General features: G+C 68.8%; 24 protein-coding genes and 1 tRNA gene. 12 read left to right on the plus strand and 13 right to left on the minus strand.

The genetic code is table 11. The features are described 5' to 3' along the window. Positions 1-9: 9 nt before the first annotated feature. Complete coding sequence (locus tag DJ021_RS14775) at positions 10-363, minus strand: ArsR/SmtB family transcription factor (RefSeq protein WP_111458273.1); 354 nt, start codon at positions 361-363, stop codon at positions 10-12. 69 nt (positions 364-432) lie between these two features. Here DJ021_RS14775 and arsH point away from each other — a divergent pair, with 69 nt between their 5' ends. Further along, a complete protein-coding gene (arsH, locus tag DJ021_RS14780; RefSeq protein ID WP_111458274.1) occupies positions 433-1,170 on the plus strand; it encodes an arsenical resistance protein ArsH in 738 nt (245 codons plus the stop codon). On the opposite strand, the gene csgH is transcribed toward arsH, so the two are convergent. From csgH to DJ021_RS18975, 9 genes are all read right to left on the minus strand, one after another. Further along, positions 1,167-1,466 carry a curli-like amyloid fiber formation chaperone CsgH gene (gene csgH, locus DJ021_RS14785; protein WP_111458275.1) on the minus strand — a complete coding sequence of 100 codons (300 nt, stop codon included), beginning with the start codon at positions 1,464-1,466 and terminating at the stop codon, positions 1,167-1,169. The two genes, arsH and csgH, sit on opposite strands and share 4 nt — an antisense overlap. A gap of 9 nt (positions 1,467-1,475) precedes the next feature. Continuing rightward, positions 1,476-2,153 carry a hypothetical protein gene (locus tag DJ021_RS14790; RefSeq protein ID WP_111458276.1) on the minus strand — a complete coding sequence of 226 codons (678 nt, stop codon included), beginning with the start codon at positions 2,151-2,153 and terminating at the stop codon, positions 1,476-1,478. Next, positions 2,150-2,779, minus strand: a complete 630-nt coding sequence (locus DJ021_RS14795) for a hypothetical protein (protein WP_111458277.1) — start codon at positions 2,777-2,779, stop codon at positions 2,150-2,152. The genes DJ021_RS14790 and DJ021_RS14795 overlap by 4 nt, the downstream gene beginning before the upstream one ends. A 70-nt stretch (positions 2,780-2,849) precedes the next feature. Next, on the minus strand, positions 2,850-3,872 hold the full coding sequence (locus DJ021_RS14800) for a hypothetical protein (protein WP_111458278.1): 1,023 nt from the start codon (positions 3,870-3,872) through the stop codon (positions 2,850-2,852). A gap of 178 nt (positions 3,873-4,050) precedes the next feature. Further along, positions 4,051-5,073, minus strand: coding sequence for a CsgG/HfaB family protein (locus DJ021_RS14805; RefSeq protein WP_111458279.1), 1,023 nt, complete (start codon positions 5,071-5,073; stop codon positions 4,051-4,053). Continuing rightward, positions 5,073-5,507 carry a curli assembly protein CsgF gene (locus DJ021_RS14810; protein ID WP_111458280.1) on the minus strand — a complete coding sequence of 145 codons (435 nt, stop codon included), beginning with the start codon at positions 5,505-5,507 and terminating at the stop codon, positions 5,073-5,075. Before DJ021_RS14810 ends, DJ021_RS14805 begins: the two co-directional genes overlap by 1 nt. A 222-nt stretch (positions 5,508-5,729) precedes the next feature. Beyond that, entirely contained in the window at positions 5,730-6,341 is a 612-nt protein-coding gene (locus DJ021_RS14815) for a helix-turn-helix transcriptional regulator (protein ID WP_111458281.1), read from the minus strand. Between the two features lie 155 nt (positions 6,342-6,496). After that, entirely contained in the window at positions 6,497-7,471 is a 975-nt protein-coding gene (locus DJ021_RS14820) for a S1C family serine protease (RefSeq protein WP_111458282.1), read from the minus strand. Positions 7,472-7,834: 363 nt separating this feature from the next. After that, positions 7,835-8,002 carry a hypothetical protein gene (locus DJ021_RS18975; RefSeq protein WP_165837234.1) on the minus strand — a complete coding sequence of 56 codons (168 nt, stop codon included), beginning with the start codon at positions 8,000-8,002 and terminating at the stop codon, positions 7,835-7,837. A gap of 181 nt (positions 8,003-8,183) precedes the next feature. Between DJ021_RS18975 and DJ021_RS14825 the strand changes: the two genes are divergently transcribed. The 11 genes from DJ021_RS14825 to DJ021_RS14875 all read left to right on the plus strand — a co-directional run bounded on the left by DJ021_RS14825 (position 8,184) and on the right by DJ021_RS14875 (position 20,325). Next, positions 8,184-10,100: a methyl-accepting chemotaxis protein gene (locus DJ021_RS14825; RefSeq protein ID WP_111459126.1), complete on the plus strand. Its 1,917-nt coding sequence runs from the start codon at positions 8,184-8,186 to the stop codon at positions 10,098-10,100. After that, on the plus strand, positions 10,093-11,607 hold the full coding sequence (locus tag DJ021_RS14830; protein WP_111458283.1) for a chemotaxis protein CheW: 1,515 nt from the start codon (positions 10,093-10,095) through the stop codon (positions 11,605-11,607). Before DJ021_RS14825 ends, DJ021_RS14830 begins: the two co-directional genes overlap by 8 nt. Continuing rightward, on the plus strand, positions 11,604-12,677 hold the full coding sequence (gene cheB, locus DJ021_RS14835; RefSeq protein WP_111458284.1) for a chemotaxis-specific protein-glutamate methyltransferase CheB: 1,074 nt from the start codon (positions 11,604-11,606) through the stop codon (positions 12,675-12,677). The genes DJ021_RS14830 and cheB overlap by 4 nt, the downstream gene beginning before the upstream one ends. Position 12,678: 1 nt before the next feature. Next, positions 12,679-13,296: a HEAT repeat domain-containing protein gene (locus tag DJ021_RS14840; RefSeq protein ID WP_111458285.1), complete on the plus strand. Its 618-nt coding sequence runs from the start codon at positions 12,679-12,681 to the stop codon at positions 13,294-13,296. After that, complete coding sequence (locus DJ021_RS14845; RefSeq protein WP_243626047.1) at positions 13,289-14,140, plus strand: CheR family methyltransferase; 852 nt, start codon at positions 13,289-13,291, stop codon at positions 14,138-14,140. The genes DJ021_RS14840 and DJ021_RS14845 overlap by 8 nt, the downstream gene beginning before the upstream one ends. Then, on the plus strand, positions 14,133-14,522 hold the full coding sequence (locus tag DJ021_RS14850) for a response regulator (protein WP_111458286.1): 390 nt from the start codon (positions 14,133-14,135) through the stop codon (positions 14,520-14,522). Before DJ021_RS14845 ends, DJ021_RS14850 begins: the two co-directional genes overlap by 8 nt. Further along, positions 14,519-16,402: a chemotaxis protein CheA gene (locus tag DJ021_RS14855; RefSeq protein ID WP_207801857.1), complete on the plus strand. Its 1,884-nt coding sequence runs from the start codon at positions 14,519-14,521 to the stop codon at positions 16,400-16,402. Before DJ021_RS14850 ends, DJ021_RS14855 begins: the two co-directional genes overlap by 4 nt. 136 nt (positions 16,403-16,538) lie before the next feature. Then, positions 16,539-16,922 carry a response regulator transcription factor gene (locus DJ021_RS14860; RefSeq protein WP_111458288.1) on the plus strand — a complete coding sequence of 128 codons (384 nt, stop codon included), beginning with the start codon at positions 16,539-16,541 and terminating at the stop codon, positions 16,920-16,922. Continuing rightward, positions 16,919-17,578 carry a chemotaxis protein CheX gene (locus DJ021_RS14865; protein ID WP_111458289.1) on the plus strand — a complete coding sequence of 220 codons (660 nt, stop codon included), beginning with the start codon at positions 16,919-16,921 and terminating at the stop codon, positions 17,576-17,578. Before DJ021_RS14860 ends, DJ021_RS14865 begins: the two co-directional genes overlap by 4 nt. Further along, positions 17,565-19,505, plus strand: a complete 1,941-nt coding sequence (locus DJ021_RS14870; RefSeq protein WP_111458290.1) for a hybrid sensor histidine kinase/response regulator — start codon at positions 17,565-17,567, stop codon at positions 19,503-19,505. Before DJ021_RS14865 ends, DJ021_RS14870 begins: the two co-directional genes overlap by 14 nt. Positions 19,506-19,704: 199 nt before the next feature. Beyond that, positions 19,705-20,325 carry a chemotaxis protein CheX gene (locus tag DJ021_RS14875; protein ID WP_111458291.1) on the plus strand — a complete coding sequence of 207 codons (621 nt, stop codon included), beginning with the start codon at positions 19,705-19,707 and terminating at the stop codon, positions 20,323-20,325. Positions 20,326-20,620: 295 nt separating this feature from the next. Here DJ021_RS14875 and DJ021_RS14880 read toward each other — a convergent pair. The 3 genes from DJ021_RS14880 to DJ021_RS14890 all read right to left on the minus strand — a co-directional run bounded on the left by DJ021_RS14880 (position 20,621) and on the right by DJ021_RS14890 (position 23,721). After that, a tRNA-Val gene (locus tag DJ021_RS14880) sits at positions 20,621-20,695 on the minus strand. Between the two features lie 58 nt (positions 20,696-20,753). Next, positions 20,754-21,455, minus strand: a complete 702-nt coding sequence (gene gph, locus DJ021_RS14885; RefSeq protein ID WP_111458292.1) for a phosphoglycolate phosphatase — start codon at positions 21,453-21,455, stop codon at positions 20,754-20,756. Further along, positions 21,445-23,721: a transferrin receptor-like dimerization domain-containing protein gene (locus DJ021_RS14890; RefSeq protein ID WP_111458293.1), complete on the minus strand. Its 2,277-nt coding sequence runs from the start codon at positions 23,719-23,721 to the stop codon at positions 21,445-21,447. The genes gph and DJ021_RS14890 overlap by 11 nt, the downstream gene beginning before the upstream one ends. Positions 23,722-23,734: the final 13 nt, after the last annotated feature.

The following is a 23,734-nucleotide window of genomic DNA, read 5'->3' on the forward strand; positions in this document are numbered from 1 at the left end:
GGCGTCTCCTTAGGCGCAGCTGCCTTCAGCCGCGCAGCATTGGCTGGCGAGGGCCATGAGCGGCGCGCAAATCTCCGGGGCGCCGCCGCAGCAGTCCTCCATCAGGAAGGCGAGCAGGCTGCGCATCCCGTCGTAGTCGGCCGTGTAGATGATCGAGCGCCCGTCGCGGCGCGAGTTGATCAGCCCCGCCTGGCTGAGCAGGTTGAGGCTGGCGGACAGGGTGTTCGGCAGCACGCCCACGCGTCGGGCGACCTCGCCGGCGGCCAGGCCTTGCGGCCCGGCCTGCACCAGCAGCCGGAAGACGGAGAGGCGCCCTTCGTGGGCGAGGGCGCCCAGGCTCGTGACCGCGGACTTGATTTCCATACTTCGACGATACAGGAAGTCTACGACAGTTAGAAGACGCGGCTCCGCCGCTCGAAGGACCCTTCGCCGATGATCGAGCTTCCGGCCCTGCAGCCGCAGTTCCTCGACACGCCGTCGCCCGGAAAGCTGGAGCCCGCGGTGTCGACCCATTCGCCTCGGATCCTGCTGCTCTATGGCTCGCTCCGGCAGCGGTCCTACAGCCGCCTGCTGACCGAAGAGGCGGCCCGCATCCTGCAGCGGCTGGGGGCGGAGACCCGCACCTTCGACCCCCGAGACCTGCCCCTGCCGGATGCGGTGTCGCCCGACCATCCGAAGGTCCAGGAGCTGCGGGGGCTCTCGCAATGGTCGGAGGGTCAGGTCTGGTGCAGCCCCGAGCGGCACGGCGCGATCAGCGCAATCATCAAGGCGCAGATCGACTGGATTCCCCTGGAGATCGGCAGCGTGCGCCCGACCCAGGGGCGGACGCTCGCGGTGATGCAGGTGAGCGGCGGGTCCCAGTCGTTCAACGCGGTCAACACCCTGCGCCTGCTGGGCCGCTGGATGCGGATGATCACCATCCCCAACCAGTCGTCGGTGGCCAAGGCCTACCAGGAGTTCGACGAAGCGGGACGGATGAAACCCTCGGCCTACTACGACCGGGTCGTCGACGTCATGGAGGAGCTGGTGAAGTTCACGCTGCTGACCCGCGATCGCGCCGGCTACCTCGTGGACCGCTATAGCGAGCGCAAGGCGGAGGGCCGGGAAACCGTCGAAACCCAGCTTGGGGCCCGGGCGATGGAGCACGAGCGCGCGGCCGCTGCGGACTAGGGCTGAGGCGAGCCTCCGGCGCCGAACCGTCGGTGGGTCTGGGCCACCAGCCGGCCGTCCTGATAGACCTCCAGCGCAGCCTCGCCTGGATTATTGACGCCCACGGTGGCCAGCGGCCCGCGGTCGGCGCCATCCGTCTCGCCACGTTGGGTGATCTGGCTCCGACCGCCGCGGGCGCCGGTCACGACCATCAGGCGCCAGGTCAGCCGGGTCGGCGCCGCCGCCTTGACGTGCGCCTCCAGCACCGCTTGCGGAGGTGCGGCGATCACCTCGATGGTCGGCGTGACGGGCAGCACGATCACCTCCTAATGCGGTGGCGGCGGACGGAACATCCCGCCGCCGCGGGCGATCGCGTCCAGCAGGTCTCCCCAGTCCGGAGCGAGGAGTGGCGGGGTCCTGTCGCGCGACGGGCCCTGGTCGGCGTCAGGCAGGGTCTGTGCGGCGATTGCCTGGGCCGCGCCGGACTGATCCACCGCGCCGCGCCCCAGCACCCGCGCCGCCGCGCTCGCATTCGCGCCGGGCTCATTGAGCTGGGCGCTATAGGCCAGCAGCCGTTCCTCCGCCGAGGGTTGCCGCACCACAGGATGGGCGAACTCCTCCGCGCGGCGCTCCAGCGTGTGCTCGCACGCCGCGCGGCGGCTCTGCGGCGCGTCACGCAACCGCTCCGGATCGCAGGCGTCGGAGCCCTCGACCCTCGGCTGCCGGACATCACGGCCCTCGGCGCGGTGCGACAGGGGCGGGGAGGGCTCGGCGGTGCGGCCGGCGGCGGTCACCTGCGCCTGCGAAGGCGGGGCGTGCGGCTCGCTCAGCTGGCGCAGCGGCTCCGGGCGGGCGGCGTCCTGGCTCGCCGCGTCGATCTGCTGGGTCGCAGACGCCATGCCGCGTAGGCTGATCTGAGCGGGATTGGTCACCGATCCGGCCGGGTCGTCGGCGAGCGCCGGGCTTGCGACCAGCAATCCTACCAAGGCGGCGACCAACTTCATTTGGGAGCGCCCGTAACCACCTCGATCGGAGCCCCGCCTTGGGCGACGCCCCAGCTTTGCGAGACCGTCAGATGGCCGCCGTTCGATTGGCTGATGCCGAGATCCGAAAGGCCCGAGCCATCCTGCCGCCAGGCGACGCCGTTGCCCACTCCGTATTGGCTGAGGGACATCGCGTTGCGATCACCATTTTGCGCCAGGTCGGCGCTGTTGCCCTGGCCGGCCTGGGTCAGGGAGATGGAATTGCCCTGGCCGTTCTGGGCCAGCGTCGCGGCATTGCCCTGGCCGGCGGCGAACTGGGAGATCTCGACGCTGTTGCCCGCGCCGCCCTGGGCGACGCTGGCGGCGTTGGAGCCGAAGCCGGACTGGGACAGCGTGAGCCTCTGGCTCGTCCCGACCTGGCTGATGTCGGCCTGGCCGCCGACCTGCGCCTGTTGGACCACGGCCTGGTTGGCCCGACCCTCCTGCCGGACGTGGGCCGACGCGCCGCGCGCCGCGGTCTGGTCGATCGTCGCCGATTGGGCGGCGCCGATCTGCTCGATGTAGGCGGACGAGCCGCCCGCCTGGGCTGCGCCCGCGGCGCAAAGCACCACGGCTGCGGCTATCGCGATCTGAACGGGCCTGGGCATGTCGCCTCCGGTTTGAACCTTGTTGACGAGGAGAAGCCGGAGACGCGCAGAACGCGTCTCCGGTCCGCTGCTACTGGCTGATCACCGCGGTGTTGGAGAAACCGCTCTGGGTCAGGTCGGCGATGTTGTTGTTGGTGAGCTGATTGATCGTCCCGATGTTGTCGCAGCCCGTTTGGTTGATGGTGGCGGTGTTGCCGTAGACGTCGGCGCCGTTCAGGCCCTGGTTGATGAAGGCCGAATTGCTGCCGCTCGCCTGGTAGATGTAGGCGTTGTTGTTGTGGCCGTAGGTGCTGATCGTGCCCTGCGAGCCCGCCGCGCCGGGTTGCTGCCACACCCGGGCGAAGTTGGCGTAGCCGCTTTGCAGGACATGGGCGGTTTCATTGTCGCCCAGCTGGGAGACTTCCGCCGTGTTGTCGCCGATCTGAGTGACGTCGGCGCGATCACCGTCGCCGAGTTGCTGGATCGTCGCGTAGTTGAAGTAGGCATTGGCGTCGGAGCTGCAGCAGTCGTCGGTGCTGCCCGGCGCCCGCCGAACGGAGCTGTTCTGCGAGATGCTGGCCGTGTCGTGGTTGCCGGCCTGAACGACGCCGCCAAAGTTGTAGTTGCCGTACTGGTAGATGCCCGGATCCCCGTTGAGGCCGGAAACGCCGGTCGCCGATGCGCTGGTGTCCACCCGCCCGACCACGTCGTGGTAGCCGCTCTGGGTGACCGTCGCGTAGCTGCCCTTGGCCCGGGCATTCGCGGGACCGTCCTGATAGACGGTCGCCTGGTTGTGGCCGCCCGCGGTCTGGTCGATGACCGAGGCGCCGGAGCCGTTCTGGAAGGTGAAGGCCGCCGGGCCGCCCGATGCGCCCTGGAGGATGGTGCTCGTCGCGCCCGTGCCGCCCGCCCCGTCGCTCTGGTAGATCTTCGCGAAATCGTTGTGGGTGGTCTGGGTGATGTTGGCCGTGCCGTTGGTGGCGCCGACCTGATCGACGTAGGCCACGTCGGAGCTCGAAGACTGGTTGACCGTGGAGACGCTCCCGGAGGCCAATGCCGAACCGGCGGCCAGGAGCGCCACCGCGGATGCGGAGGCGAAAACTGACAGTTTCATGATATTTTGTCCGTTGCTTGGCGTGGGCCTGGCCCTGCGATGAGCATCGGGTCCACGTCGGGTGACAGTGGGTACGCGTACTGAACGGCATCCCGCCTAGCGGAGGGACGCCGAGACGGACGCGGACGTCCGCCACTGGGAGCCGGCGGTCGAGGCGCCAACCTCGACCGCCGGCCTTCTAGCCGGGCGCGCGCGGGACCGGTGGGACCCCGTTTGCGGACGACGAGAAGCTGGTTGGCGAACCGGGCAGGGGCGACTTCGGCCCCGGCTCGGCCTTGGACATTTTGCGGGCGGCCTTGTTCCCGGCGGCCTTGCCTTTGCCGTCGGTGGCGGCCTGGACCTCTTTGGCGCTGTAGACGCCGTCCCGCTCCTGGCGATAGCGCCAGAGGTAGGGCCAGCCCGCCTGCTGGTCGGCGAAGCTCCAGAGCTTCTGGTCCACGCCCTCGAGCACCAGGGCGTAGACGGCCTTGTCGATCGCCTGCTGGAGGGCGAGTTGATTGGGCTCGTTGGTGGTGAACCCGGCCTCGGCCTCCAGGAGCTTCTTGAAGTCGACGTAGCGGAAGGCGTTCGCGCCGATCTGGAACGAAGCGATCGTCTTGGACGCCGTGACGGTCGACAGCACCTCGCCGGTCTTCACCGACACGGCGCGCAGGTACACGGTGACGGTGTCCTGCCGGTACTGGGTGTTGGCGCTGATCCCCAGGAAGCCTGCGCCGGCGCCGCCCGTGAGCGTGTTGGTGTCGTAGCCGATCACGCCGCCCTCGAGCAGCACGCCCGCGAACAGCAGGGCCGGCAGCGCCCGGGGATTGGCCCCTGTCTCGCCGAGGTAGCGCTCGCGCATCTCGGTGATGATCTGGCGTTCCTGCAGGAGGTTCTTCAACTGCTCCCGCTCGATGACCGTGAACCAGCCGCGCCCGCCGGCGTCCTGCAGCGACTTCACCAGCATGGATCCGGCGCCCTGGGTCACGGCGCGGGAAAAGGTCTGGTTGGTGTCGGTGGGCTTGAACTGGCCGGTCTGGTCGGTGAACCCGTAGACGGCGACCGCCACCGGCGCGGCGGGCGGCGGCAGGGCGGCCAGTTCCCGCTGCACGCCGGTCTTTTGCGGCAGCTGGGGAAGCTTGGACGTCTGCAGCCCGCCGGTCGAGACGCACGAGCACAGGCCCAGCGCCGAGGCCGCGATGAGAATGGTTTTGAGCGCCATCACCCAGCTCCCTGCAAGGTGGGAACGGTGACGGTGGTGACCTCACCGGTTCCCGCGTCGGTGATCGTCAGCAGCACGTTCTGCAGCGTGCGCGTGAACTCGATCGTCTGGGTCCCGAAGGTGACGACGCCGTGCTGCTGCGGATTGGCGCCGAAGATCGCATCCGAGACCTGCTGCGCCAGGCGCGACAGCAGGATCGACTGGAGCTGCTGGGCGAAGATCTGACCCTGGGTCGGAGGCGGCGCAGTCGTCGTCGCCGTCGTCGGATCCTTGTAGTTGTTCTGGGCTCCGGCCACGCCGAGAAGGTGAGCCGAGTTGAACGGGTTTCCGCCGAAGGTCGGATTGATCGGTGTGTAGACGAACTGTTGCGCCGCCGCTGACGACGCCAGACCGCCAAGAACACACGCTATGGGAATTGCTAGTCTCGTGCGCATTGAGTGGATCTCCAGTTGTCCTGGGTCATCGTCACATCAGGTGGCCGAAAGTTAGCGCAGTGGCTGATGCGGCCGAATAACCAAGGTTGGCTATTTTTTCAAAAAGCAATCAAACCGAAAGACGTATGCGAAGCGACGCGGCGCGAGTTACGATAGAATAGCGCGCATGCAGATGGGATATGGTTGCAACGGTGGAAGTGTATGTTCGCTTAGATGAAGACGTTACGCCGCGAGAACGTAGGGCAATACGCGGGCGAACAGTTGTTCCTTGGTCGTAACCTCGAGCTTTTCGTGCAGGTGCCTCACATGGGTGCGGACCGTGAGCGCGGACCGGTTGAGGCGCGTGGCGATTTCGTGAACGCTCAGGCCGCCCACCATCAGCAGCAGGGTCTGCTGCTCGGCGTGGGTGACGCCAAACGAGGTCTGCAGGTCCGCCAGTTCAATGCCGGCGGCGCGACGGCTCAGGTCGCGGATCGACAGGGCCAGGTGACCCTCGGTCGTCAGGCGCTGCGCATAGACCAATAGCGGCGGCAGGCCCAACGGGCGGCGGGCCGCGGTCCTCAGATGCGACTGGAGCGCGGCGCGGTGCGCCTCGGGCACGGCGAGCAGATCGCCCTCCAGCCGCCAGCCGGCGACCTTCCGCTCCAGCAGCGCGTCGGCCGCGTCATTGGAACGGACGACTTTCATGTCCGGCCCCACGATGAGCCGGGGCGTCGGATCGCTGCTCAGCCAAAGCTCTCCCCAGTCGATGTCTGGGGGACCGGACGGCAGGCCCGACGCTGTCGCAGGCGCCGGGGCTTCGGGCGCAACGGGCGCGGCTGAATACGAGATCATTTGTGTTAAGCTCCACCGGACTAGTCACGATGGCGCATGCAATCAGGCCTTTGAGATTTTCGTTCCCAACGGGCGTGCAATAAGCGCGGCCGTAAAGCGTCGGTGGGCGACGCGTAAAGGCGCGGTCACCATCTTGTGCGTCGGATGCCCCGCGCTCAGTTGAACCGCGGCTTCCTCAACAGCGCGGCTCGGTCGGCCGAGCGGATCTCCACGTCGAACGCGTCGGCATCGCGCTGGACGCGCAGCCGAATGGTCGCGCCGGCGGGACCTTGCGCCCACAGCCGGGTGTAGAAGTCCGCGAGGTCCGACACCGCGACGCCGCCCACGGCCAGGATGAGGTCGCCGGCCCGAAGCTCCGCACGGGCCGCGGGGCCTTTCGGACTCACGCCGACGACGACCACGTGGCGGCCGAAATCCTGCGCCAGCACTCCGAGCCACGGGCGGGGCGGATGGGCAGGCTTGCCGCGCGCCAGGTCGTCCAGGATCGGCGGCAGCAACTCCGTCGGCACGAACATGTTCAGCGGCGTCACCCCGCCCGGCGATTGCCGTTGCAGGCTCAGGGACCCGACGCCCATCAACTCGCCCGTCGCGCCGATCAGGGCCGCGCCGCTCCAGTGCGGATGAGCCGGCTCGGTCATGATCGCGTCGTTCAGGAGATACTCCCAATAGCCCGCGAAGGGCATGCGCGCGAGGACATGGCCGGCCGCGGCGTGCGTCCGCCCGCCGGCGCCGGCGATGACCACGGGACTTTCGGCCTTGAGGCTGCGGGAGGCGCCCAGCGGCAGCGCCGGGACGCCCAGCGGCTCGAGCGCCTGGACCAGGCCCAGGCCGGTCACCGAATCGGCGCCCAGGACATGCGCCGCGACGCGCCGGCCGTCGTTCAGGGTGAGCACCACCTCCTCGGCTTCGGTGATCAGGTACCCGATGGTCAGCACGAGGCCGTTCGGGCCGATGACGGCGCCGTTGCCGAGGCGCTCGGCGCCCAGGGTCGCCGCGGTGAACGCATCGGCGGGAATCCGCGCCTCGAGGGCGACGACCGCGGAGAGGGCGCGGTCCAGGTCGAACGAATAGCCCTTCGCGACAGGGCGCATCCGGGCCTCGACTTCATAGCCCTCGAATGGTGACGCCACGCCGGTCTCCTCCGCAGATCTATGAATCTGGGGCCGCCTGGAGATGGCGCAAGGGGTGGGCCGGGCGTTCGGCTCCGCCCGGGTCGGTACCAAGTTCGTGAAGAAGGAATGGTGGATGCGACAGGGATTGAACCTGTGACCCCCTCGGTGTGAATTCGCACAACGACGTTTTCGCCCGGCTTCACCGCGTAGCGCGCATCAGCCCATGCGGCCGCCGTTGCGAGGCATGGCGGCGACCGCCACCCGACGGCTGCCGCCCTGGCAGCTCGACGAGGTGTCACCGCCGCCGAGGCCTATTGTTCGCCGGCCGCGACGTCCATCGTCCAACCGAGGTGATGGCGCCAGTTGCATTGCCAGTGACGATCACGTTGACGCCTTCCGCGCGACCTCGGCCGCCGAAAGGCCATCCTCAAAGTCGAGACTGAGGGCGGCGAACACCTCGTTGGGTCCGAAGGGCATGGCCTTGGCCTGATTGAGCCAGACGACGCCGGCCGGCGCGGGCGATGCGGTTGAACCCGACGCAGGTTTCATGGCTGGCGGCCTCGCCCGTGCGCGCAGGCTCTGGCTCGCCGACGCCATCGCCGGGAGAACCGCCTTGGTTGGGCCGGCAAGGCTTGAACCGGCCGGCGATAGTGCTTCCCCGCGCCCTCCTGTCCGCTAAGAGTAGCGGCTTCTGCCCGCCATCCGGATGGGCGCGGCACGCGGGACATTCATGGCGCTGGTCAAGACGGACAAGATCACCAGCGGGGACGCGCCCGCAGCGCGAGTTCCTGCGCGCGCCCCGACGGCGCCCAAGCCGGTTGCGAGCCGCGGAAGCGCTGCGCCCCAGGAGAAGCTCTCGGAGCGGATCGCGGCCGCCACGGAGGAGCTCGCCGCGGGCCTCACGGAAGCCGCCGCCGCTGCCGAGGAGCTGCGACGCGCGATGGAGCAGATCGCCAGCGGCGCGGAGGAAGCCGCCGGCGGCGCCCAGGAGCAGCTCGCGGCGATCAGCGGCGTGCTGGCAAGCCTGGCTGCGGCGCGAGATCAGGCCGAGGTCTCCCGCACGCGCACGGAGAGTCTCCAGCTTGTGCTGGCGGAGACCGCCGGTCAGCTCACGGCGTCGGTGCGCGGGATCGAACGGAACGCCCAGCGGCAGGAAGCCTCGGTCGCGCAGATCGGGGAGCTGGAGCGGCGCGCCGAGGAAATCGGCGAGATCACCCGGACCGTGGCGCGTATCGCCGACCAGACGAACCTTCTCGCGCTCAATGCCGCTATCGAGGCGGCGCGCGCCGGGGACAACGGTCGAGGGTTCGCGGTGGTCGCCGAGGAGGTGCGGGCGCTGGCCGAGACCTCGGAGAAGAGCGCCAGCCAGGTCCAGGCGCTGGCGGAAACCATCCAGGGCGACGTGCGTGGCGTCGCTGAGCGCATCAAGGCGTCGGCTGCAACCGCGGCGGAGCAGGTGCAGGCCGGCGACACGGTCGTGACGGCGCTCGGCGCGATGCGCGAAGACATGGGGCGCCTGGCCGGAGCCAGCCAGGACACCCTGACCTCCGCCCTCGAGGCGGCGCGGGCCGCGGCGGAGGCGCAGCGGGGCGCCGAACAGGTCGCCAGCGCGGCCGAGGAACAGGCGGCCGGCGCCAACGAAGCGCAGGCGGCGATCCAGCAGCAGGCGGCATCCCTGGATCAGGGCCAGGCCGCCGCGCAGTCGCTCTCCGTCCTGGCCGAGGACCTTCGGTCTGGCCGTTCGGACGCGGCGGCGGCCGAGCAGATCGCCTCGGCCGCGGAGGAGCTGTCGGCGGCGATCCAGGAATTGTCCGGCGCGTCGACGCAGATCATGGCGGCCGTTGAGGAGATTGGCGCAAGCGCCACAGAGCAGGCCACCGCGACCCAGCAGGCGGCCGCGGCCCTCGTCCAAATCGAAAAGAGCGCCCAACTGGCCCAGGCCAACGCTTCTACGGCCAGCGCGCGCGTGGCGGCCGCGGACGCCGGTCTGCAGCAGAGCCGGCAGGCGATCGAAGGCCTGGTAAGCGGCGTGGAGGCGGCCCTCGCCGAAACCCGAGGAAGCCTCGCCACCATCACCCGGTTGGAGACCGTCGGCCGCAAGATCCAGGGAATTGTCGACGAGATCACCTTGGTGGCGGTGCAGACCAGCATGCTCGCCGTCAGCGGCTCGGTGGAGGCCGCAAGGGCGGGTTCGGCCGGACGCGGCTTCGCGGTCGTTTCCAGCGACGTGCGCACCCTGGCGCGGGAAGCGTCGGAAAGCGTCGGCCGCATCAAGGAGACCGTCACCGGCATCCTCGACCAGATCGGCGCCCTGCGCCGTGACCTCGAACAGATGATTGGCGCGGCGGAGCTCGAGATGGAGGCCAACCTGGCGATCGGCGTAGCGCTGGCCCGCCTCGAAGAGGACCTGACTCTCCTGAAGGCCGCCAACGGTTCGATCTCACAAGGCGCTGACGGCATTCTCAACGCCGCGACCCAGACGGCTGCCGGCGCCCGCCAGGTCGCCGCCGCGGCGGAACAGGCTGGGGCCGCGTCCCGCCAGGCCGCCACCGCCGCGACGCAGCAGTCCCAGGGTGCGGAGGACCTGGCTGCGGCGATCGAAGAGATCGCCTCCCTGGCGGAGGAACTGAAGGCGCAGCATGGCTGACCCGCGGGCGGCCGCCGCAGCGGAAGGGGACACACAGACGTTCCTGACCTTCCGCAGCGCCGGCGATCTCTACGCGCTGCGCGCGGACCAGGTGTCCGAGGTGATCCGCGTGCCTGCGGTGGCGCGGTTGCCGCACGGCCCGCGCAGCCTGTTGGGGCTCGCCAACCTGCGCGGCCAAGTGCTCCCGGTCGCCAGCCTCAACACCCTGCTTGGTCGGCCGGAGACCGTCGCGGCTGCGCTCCCGCGGGCCATCGTGCTCGACGGGGCCGCTCCGGTCGCCGTGGCCGTGGACGAGATCCGCGGCCTCGTGGCGGTCGATCCCAGCAAGATAGCAACGGACCAGGCCGCATCGGCGGCTGAGGCGGGGGAGGTTCTGACTGGAGCCTTCGACACACGCGGCGAAGGCGTGGCCAAGATCCTGGACCTACGGAGCCTGTTGGCGGCCGGTTTCGTCCCCAGGGCGCGGCCGGAGCGGGCCGTGTCATTGGTCGCCGATGGCCGCCGCGCGGCGGATGGCGCTGCGGATGACCGGCAGAAGCTCGTCACCTTCGAAGTGGCCGGCCAGGAGTACGCCCTGGCCCTGGGCAGCATCCGGGAAATCATCAACGCTCCCGCCAGCGTCGTCGCGATGCCGCGGAGTGAGGCGCTGGTGATGGGCGTCGTGCCTTACCGGGACTCCCTCCTTCCGGTCCTCTCGCTCCGCGGACTGCTCGGCCTGACCCAGCGCCCGGCCGCGACGTCGGACAAGGTGGTCGTGACGATCGTGGGCGGCGCCCTGGTGGGGCTGGTCGTCGACGATATCCGTGCGTTGATCTCGGCGGACTCGAGCCTTGTCGAGCCGACCCCTCCGCTGCTGGCGGCGCGCACTGGCGGGGAATCAAAGGTCAAGGCGATCTACCGCGGCGATTCCGGCCGGCGGCTGGTGTCGATCCTCGATGCAGGTCAGCTGTTCCGGGAGGACGTCATGGAACGACTTGGCAGAGGCGCACAGCCCGTGAAGACCGAGCAGGCCGGCGCCGTGGACGCCGCGACGATCCAGTTCCTGGTCTTCCGCCTGGGCGGCGACGAGTTCGGGCTCCCGATCGAGGTGATCGACGAGGTCGCCCGGGCGCCTGCGAAGGTGACGCGGGTCCCCAGGACCCCGAAGTTCCTCGAAGGCGTCATCAACCTTCGCGGCGAAGTGCTTCCGGTCATCGACCAGCGGCGACGCTTCGACATGCCGCCGGCGGCGGATCTGTCCGCCCGACGGCTGGTGGTCCTGCGCACGGATCGGCGTCGGGCGGGGGTGATCGTCGACGGCGTTTCGGAAGTGCTCAGCTGTGCGGCGACGTCGATCGAGGAGGCGCCCGACCTTGCCGGCGAGGCCACGCGGCTGGTTCACGGGGTTCTGAACCTCGAAGCCCAGAACCGCATGATCCTGCTGCTCGATCCGGTAGAGTTGCTCACCCGCGCTGAACGGGGCTTGCTTGACGCCTTCACGCCGGAGACCAGGCAGTCGGGCGCTTGATCCGGATCCTGTCAGTCGACGACTCGGCGCTGGTTCGCCGGCTGCTCGGCCAGGTGTTTGGAGCCGAGCCTGACTTCGAGGTGGCGTTCGCGCGGAACGGGCTGGAGGGAATAGAAAAGCTGCAGAGCTTCCAGCCGGACGTCGTGACCCTCGACATTCACATGCCGCAGATGGACGGCCTCGCCACGCTCGATCGGATCATGTTGGAGCGTCCCTGTCCCGTGATCATGGTGTCTTCGCTGACCGAAGAGGGGGCCGAGATCACGCTCGAGGCCCTGCGCCTGGGGGCCGTGGATTTCGTCGCCAAGCCGGGGGGGGCGGTCTCGTTGAAGCTCGACCGGTTCGGGCCGGAACTGGTGAGCAAGGTACGCGCCGCGGCCGGCGCTCGGATCCCGACCAGTCTCAGACTGGCCGACCGCGTGCGACACCGTCTGGGCGCACGGCTCGCGCCGACGCGCCGGTCCACCCCGTCCACCCCCAAGCTTGCGGCTGCGACCGGGCAGGGGCTGGTGGTCGTCGGGGTCTCCACAGGGGGTCCGCCGGCCCTCGAAGCGCTGTTGCGGCCGCTGACCGCCGACTTTCCGTGGCCGATCCTCATCGCCCAGCACATGCCCGCCACCTTCACCAGCTCGCTGGCGCGGCGGCTCGATGGCCTGTGCGCCCTGAAGGTTACGGAAATCAGCGAGCCGACAGCGCTGAAGGCCGGTACGGCCTACATTGGCCGTGGCGACGCCGACGTGGTGGTCGCGCGTCGGGGCGCCGTGCTCACTGCGGAGCCAGTGGCTTCCGATCAGGCGTACCCTTGGCACCCGAGCACGGACCGCCTGGTGCGCTCGGCCATGGAACACGTCGCGGCGCGGCAGCTCATCGGCGTGCTCATGACCGGCATGGGCGACGACGGAGCCCAGGCCATGGCCGCTCTCAGGGCGGCTGGCGGCCGCACAGTCGCCGAGTCGGAGGAGACGGCGATCGTCTGGGGCATGCCAGGCGAACTCGTGAAAGCAGGAGGTGCGGACTTCATCCTGCCGGTGCACAAGATCGCCGCTCGCCTCGAGAGCCTGACACCCTGACATGCCGCTGATCCGTAGGACCTCGCAATCACCCGAACCGGGCCAGGACGGCGCATCACCGTCGGACCTCTGCTCGGCGTCCGCGGAAGCGAGATGGGCCGCCGCCCGTCGTCTCGCCGCGCCGGAATGGGTTCCGGCGCTGGGCGAGGCGCTGGCCATCGAGCAAGACCCCCGGGCGCGCGAGGCGATCCTCACCAGCCTCGCCCGCGTGGCGAGCCCGGAGGCCGCCCGCCTGGTGGCCGGCTGCATCCGTTCCGACGACGCGACGATCCGCACGGGCGCGCTGGATGCGCTGCGAGCGATGCCGGAGGCCGCCGCAGCTGTGCTGCCCGCGCTGCTGGCGGACACCGACCCGGACGTTCGCCTTCTGGCTTGCGAGGTCGTGCGCGAGCAGCCTGCTGCAGAGGCCGCCCAACTGCTCACCGCGCTGCTCGCGCAGGAGGTGGAACCCAACGTCTGCGCCGCCGCCCTCGACGTCCTCGTGCAGGTCGGCGGACCGGAGATCCTGCCGGCGCTGGACGACTGCGCCCGCCGGTTCGCCGGTGAGCCGTTCCTGGCCTTCGCCATCAAAGTCGCCCGCGAACGCCTCGGCGAGAAGCCGGGCGGCTCGGTTGCCTGATCCCGCGCCCCTGAGCGAAGACGAGTTCGCTCGCCTGTCTGACTTCCTCTACCGGCGCACTGGCATGATCTTCGGGGAAGCCAAGCGCTACTATGTCCAGCGCCGGGTCAGCGAGCGCATCCAGGCCACCGGCGCCACCTCCTTTGCAAGCTATCTTGCCCGCTTGCGGAGCGACCTGAACGGCGAGATCGAGCAGTTCATCAACGCGTTCACGGTGAACGAGACCTATTTCTATCGGGAGGACCACCAGCTCCGCTGCCTGTCGTCCGACATGCTCGGCGAGCGCGTCGAAGGCCGCCCGCGCGGCGGCGCGATCCGCATCTGGTCGATCCCCTGCTCGACCGGGGAGGAGCCTTATTCGATCGCGCTTTGGCTGCTTGAGAACTGGCCCCAGGTCGACGCTTTCGACATCGAGATCGTCGGTTCGGACATCGACACCCGGGTGCTCCAGGCGGCCGAGGCGGGCGTGTTCGGGCGGCGCGCCCTGCAACGCCTCTCGCCGGAGCTGGTCTCCAGGTACTTCATCGCGTTGGGCGAGGACCGCTGGAGGATCATCGATGACCTGCGCGGTTCGGTGCGATTCACCCCCATCAACCTCGTGGATCCGGACGAGATGCGGCGGCACGGCCGCTTCGACGTCATCTTCTGCCGCAACGTCCTGATCTATTTCGATGACGCCTCGCGCCGCCTGGCGGCGGAAAATATCTTCGACAGCCTTGAGCCCGGCGGGTTCATCTGCCTGGGTCACACCGAGTCGATGAGCCGGATCTCGCCGCTGTTCGACGTGCGCCGCTTCGACGATGCAATCGTCTATCAAAGACCGAGGGAGGCCGCCCGTGCCTGACGCCCACAAGGTCCGCGTGCTGGTGATCGACGACGCCACCCTGGTGCGCCTGTACTACCGGGATGCCCTCGAACGAGCCGGCTACGAGGTCGACGAAGCCCTGAACGGCCTGGAGGCGCTCGAAAAGCTTTTGGTGGCTCCCGCTGATCTGCTGATCGTCGACGTGAACATGCCGCAGATGGACGGCCTCGCCTTCCTGAAGGTGCTCCGGCGGCAGGATCTGCCGGTGTCAGCGATCCCGGCCCTGATCAGCAGCACTGAAGCCGGTCCGCAGGACAAGGCCGCGGCGCGCGCGGCGGGGGCCAATTTCTACCTCGTAAAGCCACAGACTCCTGAAATCCTGGTCGAATACGTCGACTTGATGTGCGGGCGTCGTACGTGAACGAGTTCATCGAGCAGTTCCTGATTGAATGCCACGAGCTGGTCGAACAGGCGACCCACGACCTCCTGGCTTTGGAGGAGCGACCCGACGACCGCGAGCGCCTGGATGGGGCGTTCCGCGCTTTCCACACCCTCAAGGGCGCCGCCGGTATCGTCGAATTCGAGGCGATGGAGACCGCCTTGCACGCTGCAGAGGAAGTCCTCTCCAGCGCCCGCAGCGGCAAGGTCGCCGCGACGCCTGTTTTGATCAGCGACTGCCTCACATGCCTCGACCAGGTCGTCCAGTGGCTCGACGCCATGGAGATCACCGGCGAGCCCCCGGCGGACGCTGGACCGGTCGCAGAGGCCATCGCGAAGCGTTTCGGGCAGACCGATCCGACGCTTCGGGATCAGGAGCTCCCGGCGGAAGCCGAGATCGGGGCTCACGGGGACGACCTGCGTCCCGCTGCGTTCCAGATCCTGCGGGAGCAGATCGCCCTGCTCGAGGGCGCTGAGGTCGATGCACCCGCCGGGCGGACCGTGTCGGCCTTACGCGTCGCCGCGAACGTCCTGCGCAGCATCGGGCGTGGGGACGAGGCCGGCCAGCTCGACCATCTCGCTCTGCGTGAGGGAGTTCCAGATCCGGGCCTCGCCGTGGCGGCGATCCGCCCCCTGCTGGAGGGGCGGCTTGCGATCGCCGGGACCGAGGCCGCCGGCGGCCCGCGCGAACCCACGGAGCCCGCGGGCCGCGGCGTGCGGGTCGACGTCGAGCGGATCGACGCTTTGGTGTATCTCGCCGGCGAGCTGGGCGTCGCCAAGAATGCTCTCGCCCACGCCGCAAGCCAGGCGCGCGACGGCGCGGATGTGGCGGGATTGCTCAAGGACCAGTACGCCGTCCTCGACCGCCTCGTGGCGGAGTTGCAGCTGGCGGTCCTGCAGATACGCGTCCTTCCTCTGCGCCAGGTATTCCAGCGCTTCCCGCGACTTGTCAGGGAGATGGTTCTGTCCCTCGGCAAGCCGGCCCACCTCGTTACCGAAGGCGAGGGAACGGAGGCCGACAAGGCGATCGTCGACAACCTGTTCGAGCCTCTCCTGCACGTCATCCGCAACGCGATGGACCACGGCATCGAACGTCCAGAGGATCGGCTTGCGGCGGGCAAGCCGCCGAGCGCCACGATCCGCCTCACCGCCAAGCGCGACGGCGAACACGTTAGCGTGGCGGTCTCGGACGACGGCGGCGGCATCGATATCGAGAGCGTCCGCCGGGTCGCCCTGCACCGCGGCCTCGTGGATATCGAATCCCTGGCGGCCCTGTCGGACGCCGAGGTGACTGAGCTGATCTTTGCGCCGGGCTTCTCCACTGCGGGGACGGTGACGAACCTGTCGGGTCGTGGCGTCGGCATGGACGCCGTGCGCACGGCCATCGAGCGGCTCGGAGGACGCGTGGCCCTCGACAGTCGCGCCGGTCAAGGAACCACGGTCAGCTTCCTGCTGCCGTTCACCCTGCTGATCAGTCGCGTGATGACCGTCGAGGCCGGCGGCCAGGTTTTCGGCATACCCCTGGAGGCGATCGTCGAAACGGTGCGCGTGCCCCGAAAGGCGTTCTCGCGGATCGGCGCCGCCCAGGCGTTTGTCCTCCGTGACCGCACGGTGCCGCTCGTCGATCTCGCTCTTGCCCTGGGCGAGGCCCGGGGGCCTCGGCAGGGTGACGCCAACATCGTCGTCGCCTCCGCAGGCGGCCACCTTGCGGGCCTGGAGGTGGATCGGCTGGGTGAACGGCTCGACGTCATGCTGAAGCCGATGGAAGGCCTGCTGTCGGGGACGCCCGGCGTGGCCGGCACGACCCTTTTGGGAGACGGCCGCGTATTGATCGTCTTGGATCTTGCCGAACTGTTGCAGTGATCGGCGCGCGGGTGCGCGAGCGTTCGACGCGAGACCAGGCGGCAGGACCGCTCTAGATGCTGGAGACAAGCGCCCCGGCGCTATACGGTCGCCCGGCCGACGCCAGTTCAATGGGTCGGAGAGTATTTGAGGACCCATGACGTACAAGATTCTCATCGTCGACGATAGCAAGCTGGCGAGAATGGCCGTCGCCAGAGCACTCAACAACCTTCGCCCGGACTGGGTGCGGGTTGAAGCCGGCGACGCTGCAGAAGCCCTCGCCCTCATCCGTCAGGGGGGGCTGGACTTGGTCCTGCTCGACTTCAACATGCCCGGTGTGGACGGGCTCAGCCTGGCCGCCGACCTGCAGCAGACCCGGCCTGGGATGCCCGTTGCGCTGATATCCGCCAACGTCCAGCGCGAAGTCATGGCGCGCGCCGCCGAGGCTGGAGCGCATTTTCTTTCCAAGCCCCTGTCCGAAACCGCCCTCGACGCGTTCCTCATGGACGCCGAGGGGCGGTTGACGGCGGGCATGACATGACGAACCCATCTATCGAGCTTTCCGAGCTCGAGCTGGATGCGCTGACCGAGTTGGTCAACCTTGGCGTGGGCCGGGCGGCGAACAGCCTGCGTGATATGGTCGGCGAGCAGGTCCTGCTCTCGGTGCCGACGGTGCGTCTCGTTCCGCGGTCGGAAGCCGTAGCGATCCTGCGCGAGCGAGAGGACAGCCGCCTGGTTGCGGTCCACCAGGTGTTCGAGGGGGACATCACTGGCCGGGCGCTGCTCATCTTCCCTGAAACCAAGAGCCTCGAACTGGTCCGCGCCGTGACGGGTGGGGAGCTGCCCCTCGAAGACATCATCGAGCTCGAGCAGGAGGCGCTGGCCGAAACAGGCAACATCATCCTCAACGGTTGCCTGGCCACTATCGCAAACATGCTGCAGCGCAGCTTGAAGATGTCGCTCCCGGAAATCCTCCGCGGCGACGGCGCTGCGCTGTTCAACATTGCCCCGCCCCCCGAAGCCGGCGACGTGGTCATGTTCCTGTACATCGACTTCGCCGTCCGAGAGCGCGACATCCGAGGCTACGTGGCCATGTTGATGGATATGCCGTCCCTGGTCGCGCTCCAGTCGCTGCTGCAAGAATTCATCGCTCGGACCACCGGCGAACCTCCGCCGCTCGCCGATGCCCGCGCTTGAGTCCGCCAGCGGCGGCCCGCTGCTCGATGCGCTCGATACGGGCGTCGTCGTCCTAAACGGGGCCGGCCGGGTCATTGTCTGGAACGAATGGATAGCGGCTGCGAGCGGTTGCCCAACAGGCGATGCGTTGGGGCGTCTCCTCGCGGACATCTTCCCATCCGCTTCCCTGACCCGGCTACATTCGGCCGTCGCCGAGGCCCTCGACTCAGGGGCTTCGAGCTTGCTCACACAGGCGCTTCATCCGCGGCTCTTTCCTCTCAGCACCCGCAGCGGCGGAGAGCTGGTCCATAACGTCGCCGTCCGCCCGGTAGGAGACAAGCCGTACGCGTCGTGCCTGGTCCAGGTTTTCGATGTGACGGTCTCGGCCGCGCGCGAGCGGGTTCTGCGCGAGCGGCAGAACGCGCGTTATGACGCCGTGGTCGACAGCGCGCCTGATCCGATCCTCACGATCGACGCGGCGGGCCTGATCCAGCTCGCAAATCCCGCTGCGGCGCGGGAGTTGGGGTATGAGCCCTCCTGGCTAATCGGCAAGCCTCTACAGGATCTTCTTGAGACGCCGCACGCCTGGGACACGGCCTGGCGAAGGGTGCTCGCTGGAGACGCCGTTCTGTGGCCGATTGAGCTCACCGCCCGCCGCAGGGACGGGTCCCGAAGCTTTCTCGACGCTTCCGCCTCGCGTTGGCAAAGCGGTTCGGGCCTCTTCGTGACGACGATCCTCAGGGACGTGAACGCACGCCGAGCCGCGGAATCGAGGCTTCGCGCCCTCAACGAGACCCTGGAACAGCGCGTCCACGAACGTACTTCCGAGCTTGAGCGCGCCCATGAACAGCTGCGGCAGGCGCAGAAGGTCGAAGCGATCGGCCAGCTTACCGGGGGCATTGCGCACGACTTCAACAACCTCCTGACCCCCATTGTCGGCGGACTGGACATCCTGCAACGACGCGGCGTCGGCGACGCGCGAAGCCAGAGACTGATCGATGGGGCCTTGCAGTCCGCTGAACGCGCGCGACTGCTGGTGCACAGGTTGCTCGCGTTCGCGCGCCAGCAGCCGTTGCAGACAACCTCGGTCGATGTGCGAGCACTCGTCCAGGAGATGCTGGATCTGCTGGGCAGCACGCTCGGACCCCGGGTGAAAATCGTCTCCGACCTGAACCAGGACGTGCCGGCCGCGATGGCCGACGCCAACCAGCTTGAGATGGCGCTTCTCAATCTCGCCGTGAACGGACGCGACGCAATGCCGGACGGGGGGACCCTGACCGTGGGCGTCCGCTCAGCGGCGGCTGGGCCAGGCGACAAGTTGGAGCCTGGGCAGTACCTGGTGCTGACGGTCACCGACACCGGGGTCGGGATGGACGCCATGACCTTGAGCCGGGCGGTGGAGCCCTTCTTTTCTACGAAGGGAATCGGGAAGGGGACCGGACTAGGCCTGTCGATGATCCACGGCCTCGCCGCTCAGCTGGGAGGCGGCCTGGAGATTGCGAGCGCTCCGGGGGTCGGAACATCCGTCGAGATGTGGCTACCCGCGGCCAACAGCGCCTCCCGGGAAGCGGACACGACGACTTCACCGTCGGTGGATCAGGCGAAGAGCGGTGCGGTGCTGCTGATCGACGACGAGGATCTCGTCCGCTCTTCAACAGCCGAGATGCTCAGCGACTTTGGGTACACCGTCATCGAGGCGCCGTCAGCCGCAGCCGCTCGAACGCACCTTTCGGACCCGAGCCTCGTGCTGGTCGTCACCGACCACCTCATGCCCGGCATGACGGGAACGGCGTTCGCACGCGAAGTGAAGTTGACTCGACCGAGCCTACCCGTCTTGATCATCTCCGGGTATGCGGATCTCGACGATGTGGCGCCTGACCTGCCGCGCCTGGCAAAGCCCTTCCGAGAAGCTGAGCTCTCAGCGGCCCTGGCCGCCGTCGGCGTTTGACCCCCTGCTGCCCACCGGATCGTGGCTCCCATCGATTGGCCGCAACCCGCTCGGGTATCGGGATAGACTTGCGATCCTCGCTGGATACGAGGCCCGATTTCAAGATCTCATTCGCGGCAAAGGCCAAGCAATTCCAGGATGATGTCGTGGCGCGCAAACCCGTGAACAAGCCCGGACCAGTCGTTGAAAGACGCGATCGATGAGCAAGTCGACGGCGTTAGGCCTGGAAGGCCTCGAGCTCGATGCGCTCACCGAGGTGGTGAATATTGGCGTTAGCCGCGCCGCCGTCAGCCTTCGGGAGATGGTCGGCGAGGAAGTCGTACTCACCGTGCCCGCGATATCGACTGTGTCCCCATCGCAGGCTGCGGAAATGATTGGCGGCGCCCGCGTCGGTCAGCTGTTTGCTGTCGAGCAGCATTTCGCCGGAGACGTCTCCGGCCGCGCGCTGCTGATTTTCCCGGAAGCCAACAGCCTGGAACTCGTGCGCGCAGTCGCCGGCGACTCCGTGCCTGCCGCGGAAATACCCGATCTGGCGCCCGAGGCTCTTCGTGAAACGGGCAATGTCGTCCTTCAGGCTTGCATCGGCACCATGGCCAACCTGCTGAACCGGACTCTTGCGCTGGCTGTGCCGCAACTCCTCCGAGGCCGGGCCCAGGATCTATTTCCACGGACGACCGCCGGCACGGTTCTCTTCGTCTACATCAACTTCTCGGTGAGGGGCCGTCGCATCCGGGGCTATATCGCCCTCTTGATGGACCTTCCTTCCATGAGGGCGCTGAAGGACCTGATCGCAGAACTCATCGGACGAGAGGGCGGGTGAGCCTGGCGCCGGGCTGTACCTCTAGGAGAAGGGAGAGGGGCGACGTGCACGCTCGGACGCTGGGGTTGATCGGCGACCCGCCGCGACCTGAACCGCCGAGACAATCTGGGATTGTGTTATTTTTCTACACCATCTCGCCCGGAGTTGAAGATAGGGGGAGACGCCGCCCAACGATTCGAATGCTGGAGCGCTCTTCGGTCCGGGCTGCGATTGCCCCCAATATGCCCCCCTTCCGCGCGCTCGACGCAGGTGAACCAGGGGTCGGTCGATAAGTATTTGAAAACGCGGGGAAAAATGGTGGATGCGACAGGGATTGAACCTGTGACCCCCTCGGTGTGAACGAGGTGCTCTCCCGCTGAGCTACGCATCCGCCGGGCCGCGGCGATCGATATGCCGTCGGCGAAGGGATGGGCGTATAGCGTTTGGGATTACGCCCTGCAAGCGTCCAGCAGCCTCGCGCAGGCGTCCGGCAATTCGTCGAAGTGATGGATCAGGATATCCGGGGCGAGGTCCTGCGCCGGGATTTCCGTATAGCCGAAGCTGACCAGGATCAGGCCCGCGCCTGCCGCCCTCGCGGCGCCGGCGTCGGTGGCGGCGTCGCCCACCAGGATCGCCCGGTCCATGGAGCCGCCGGCCGCGGCCACGGCCGCCGCCAGGTGGCGCGGATCGGGCTTGATCGCCGGGGTGGCGTCCGCGCCCACCACCGCGTCGAACAGCCGGGTGAGGTCCAGCGCGTCCATCAGCGCCAGCGACAGGTCCGTGCGCTTGTTGGTGCAGACGCTGAGCCGCGCCCCGGCGTTGCGCAGGGTGGCCAGCGCCGCCTCGGCGCCGGGGAAGGGGCGGCTGTGGTCGGCGATGTGCGCCAGGTAGTAGGCGATGAACCGGTCGAACAGCAGCGGCACGGTCTCGGCGTCGAGCGGCGCGCCGGCCGCCTGGAAGCCGCGCTCGATCATCCAGCGGGCGCCGCGGCCGATGAACGGCCGCGCCTCGGCCAGCGGCAGGGGCGCGATGCCTTCCTCCGCCAGGAGGACGTTCAGCGTGCCGATCAGGTCCGGCGCGGTGTCGACCAGGGTGCCGTCCAGGTCGAAGGCGATGGTGGCGCCGTCCAGCGCCGCGAGCTCACCCGCCATTGACGAGCGCGGTCGCCTGCTCCAGCCGCGCCGCGTAGTCCTGCACGGCCTGGCCGGTGAGGACGGCATAGCGGTCGGCGGCGGCGAACCGGCGTTCCTCGATGGCCTCGCGCACGCCGGGCAAGGTCTTGGCGCCGTAGCCGGTGAAGCGGCCGGGCGCATAGAGCATGTGCTTGTACCAGGGCCGGCCCGGCAGGCCTTCGTCGCGCAGCAGGGCCTGGTCGAGCGGCCGCAGCAGCACGTCGAGCCTTGTGCGCTGAGCCGGGGTGAGCGACGCGCCCTTGGCGGCCAAGGCCGAGTCGAAGGCCGCCGCGGCGGTCTTCAGGTGCGCGATGGCGGTCGTCAGCGGCGCGAGATCGAGGTTGGGCGAGGCCGGCAGCGGCGCCGGCGGCGCGTGCGGCTGGGTCGGGTCGGCGGCCAGGTTGTAGGCGTTGGCGGCGAGCAGCCGAGCCTGAGCCTGGGCCTCGTCGCGCCGGGCGTCGGCGAGCTTCGTCAGTTCGTCCGCATAGCCCCCCAGGGTCTCCGCGAGGTCGCCATAGCGCTGCACCGGCAGGTCGGCGTCGGCGATCCGCATCACCAGGCGCCCGCCGGTCTTCGCCAGCACGCCGCCGTAGACCTGGCCCGGGTCGACGAACCGCGTGTGGTGCTCGTAGGTGTCGTAGGCGGAGTGGTAGATCCCGGCCTCCTCGCCCTCGCCGCCGTAGCCGATGTTCAGGGCCGGCAGGCCCAGGTGCTGCAGGAAGGTGGAGTAGTCCGAGCCGGAGCCCAGGGCCTCGATCGGCAGGTCCCGGGCCGGGTCGGCGGCGAACTTGCCCAGCGCTTTGGCGCGCTCGGAGGCGCCGGGCTCCGCGGCGTTCACGCCCAGCCTGGCGCGCAGGCGGTCGCGCACCGAGACGCCGGTCTGGGGATCGGTCACGTCGGCGGCGACCTGGTTGACCAGGTGCTGGTACTCGTGGCTGCCGCCGACGCCCAGGAAGCCGCGGCCGTTGCCGTCGGAGTTGATGTAGATGACGCCCTTCTTCTTCAGCTCCTCGGCGTGGGTTTCGGCCCATTCGGTGGAGCCCAGCAGCATCGGCTCCTCGGCGTCCCAGCTGGCGTAGACGATGGTCCGCTTCGGCCGCCAGCCGGCCTTGGCCAGCGCGCCCAGGGCCTTGGCCTCGCCCATCATCGCCACGTGGCCGGACAGCGGATCGGAGGCGCCGAACACCCAGCCGTCATGGTGGTTGCCGCGGATCACCCATTCGTCGGGCCGCTCGCGCCCCTTCATCATGGCGATGACGTCGTAGATGGTCTTCTGCGACCAGTCCGACGTCACCGCCAGGCGCACCTGACCGCCGCCGCCGCCCACGTGGTAGGTGATGGGCAGCGCGCCGCGCCAGGCCTCCGGCGCCACCGGCCCGTCCATCGACGCCATCAGCACCTGGGCGTCGCCATAGGAGATCGGCAGGGTGGGGATCTTCAGGATGGTCTGCGCCTGGCTGCGGTCCAGCCGCTTGGCGGTCTTGGTGGAGCCGACGCCCGGGGTCAGCGGGTCGCCCGGATAGAGGGTCATGTCCGCCACCGAGCCGCGCTGGAAGCCCTGCGGCGGCCGCGACGCGCCCTTCGGATAGACGTCGTCGGTCGAATAGCCGTCGTCGCGCGGGTCGGAATAGATGATGCAGCCGACCGCGCCGTGGTCCTGCGCGAGCTTGGGCTTCAGGCCGCGCCAGCCCTGGCCGTAGCGGGCGATGGCGATCTTGCCCTTCACCGAGACGCCCATCTTCGCCAGGGCGTCGTAGTCGGCCGGCATGCCGTAGTTGACGTAGACCAGCGGCGCGGTGACGTCGCCGTCGCCCTGGAAGGCCACATAGGCCGGCAGCTGGTCCTTGGTGCGGCTGGAGCTCTCGTCGCCGGGGATCGGCCGCTCGGTCAGCGTGGCCTTGAAGCCCGCGCCCGGACCGGACACCAGCTCCAGCGCCTCGGAGATCGGGGTGGGGTAGAGCACCGAGAAGGTCTCGATGTGAGCGTCCCAGCCCCAGGACTTGAACTGGGCCAGCACCAGCTCGGCGTTGGCCTTGTCGTGGGCCGAACCGACCTGGTTCGGCTCGGCGGCCATGGTCTTCATCCAGGCGTCCATCTGCGCCGGGTCGATCTGGGCGTCGAACCGCGCCTCCAGGTCCTTGGCGCCGCTCCCGGCGCGGGGGGCGGGCGTCTGGGCCGAGGCCGCGCCGAGGCTGGAAACCGCGCAGGCGGCCAGAAGGACGGACAAATGGGCGCGACGCTTCATGAAATGTTTCCCC

It is taken from the genome of Phenylobacterium hankyongense (assembly GCF_003254505.1).
In the GTDB taxonomy this organism is placed as follows: domain Bacteria; phylum Pseudomonadota; class Alphaproteobacteria; order Caulobacterales; family Caulobacteraceae; genus Phenylobacterium; species Phenylobacterium hankyongense.

Bases quoted from the DNA above. Each gene is read 5' to 3' on its own strand.
- DJ021_RS14775 (WP_111458273.1), bottom strand. From the start codon at position 363: ATGGAAATCAAGTCCGCGGTCACGAGCCTGGGCGCCCTCGCCCACGAA.
- arsH (WP_111458274.1), top strand. From the start codon at position 433: ATGATCGAGCTTCCGGCCCTGCAGCCGCAGTTCCTCGACACGCCGTCG.
- DJ021_RS14790 (WP_111458276.1), bottom strand. From the start codon at position 2,153: ATGAAGTTGGTCGCCGCCTTGGTAGGATTGCTGGTCGCAAGCCCGGCG.
- DJ021_RS14795 (WP_111458277.1), bottom strand. From the start codon at position 2,779: ATGCCCAGGCCCGTTCAGATCGCGATAGCCGCAGCCGTGGTGCTTTGC.
- DJ021_RS14800 (WP_111458278.1), bottom strand. From the start codon at position 3,872: ATGAAACTGTCAGTTTTCGCCTCCGCATCCGCGGTGGCGCTCCTGGCC.
- DJ021_RS14805 (WP_111458279.1), bottom strand. From the start codon at position 5,073: ATGGCGCTCAAAACCATTCTCATCGCGGCCTCGGCGCTGGGCCTGTGC.
- DJ021_RS14810 (WP_111458280.1), bottom strand. From the start codon at position 5,507: ATGCGCACGAGACTAGCAATTCCCATAGCGTGTGTTCTTGGCGGTCTG.
- DJ021_RS14815 (WP_111458281.1), bottom strand. From the start codon at position 6,341: ATGATCTCGTATTCAGCCGCGCCCGTTGCGCCCGAAGCCCCGGCGCCT.
- DJ021_RS18975 (WP_165837234.1), bottom strand. From the start codon at position 8,002: ATGAAACCTGCGTCGGGTTCAACCGCATCGCCCGCGCCGGCCGGCGTC.
- DJ021_RS14825 (WP_111459126.1), top strand. From the start codon at position 8,184: ATGGCGCTGGTCAAGACGGACAAGATCACCAGCGGGGACGCGCCCGCA.
- DJ021_RS14830 (WP_111458283.1), top strand. From the start codon at position 10,093: ATGGCTGACCCGCGGGCGGCCGCCGCAGCGGAAGGGGACACACAGACG.
- DJ021_RS14840 (WP_111458285.1), top strand. From the start codon at position 12,679: ATGCCGCTGATCCGTAGGACCTCGCAATCACCCGAACCGGGCCAGGAC.
- DJ021_RS14860 (WP_111458288.1), top strand. From the start codon at position 16,539: ATGACGTACAAGATTCTCATCGTCGACGATAGCAAGCTGGCGAGAATG.
- DJ021_RS14865 (WP_111458289.1), top strand. From the start codon at position 16,919: ATGACGAACCCATCTATCGAGCTTTCCGAGCTCGAGCTGGATGCGCTG.
- DJ021_RS14870 (WP_111458290.1), top strand. From the start codon at position 17,565: ATGCCCGCGCTTGAGTCCGCCAGCGGCGGCCCGCTGCTCGATGCGCTC.
- DJ021_RS14875 (WP_111458291.1), top strand. From the start codon at position 19,705: ATGAGCAAGTCGACGGCGTTAGGCCTGGAAGGCCTCGAGCTCGATGCG.
- gph (WP_111458292.1), bottom strand. From the start codon at position 21,455: ATGGCGGGTGAGCTCGCGGCGCTGGACGGCGCCACCATCGCCTTCGAC.
- DJ021_RS14890 (WP_111458293.1), bottom strand. From the start codon at position 23,721: ATGAAGCGTCGCGCCCATTTGTCCGTCCTTCTGGCCGCCTGCGCGGTT.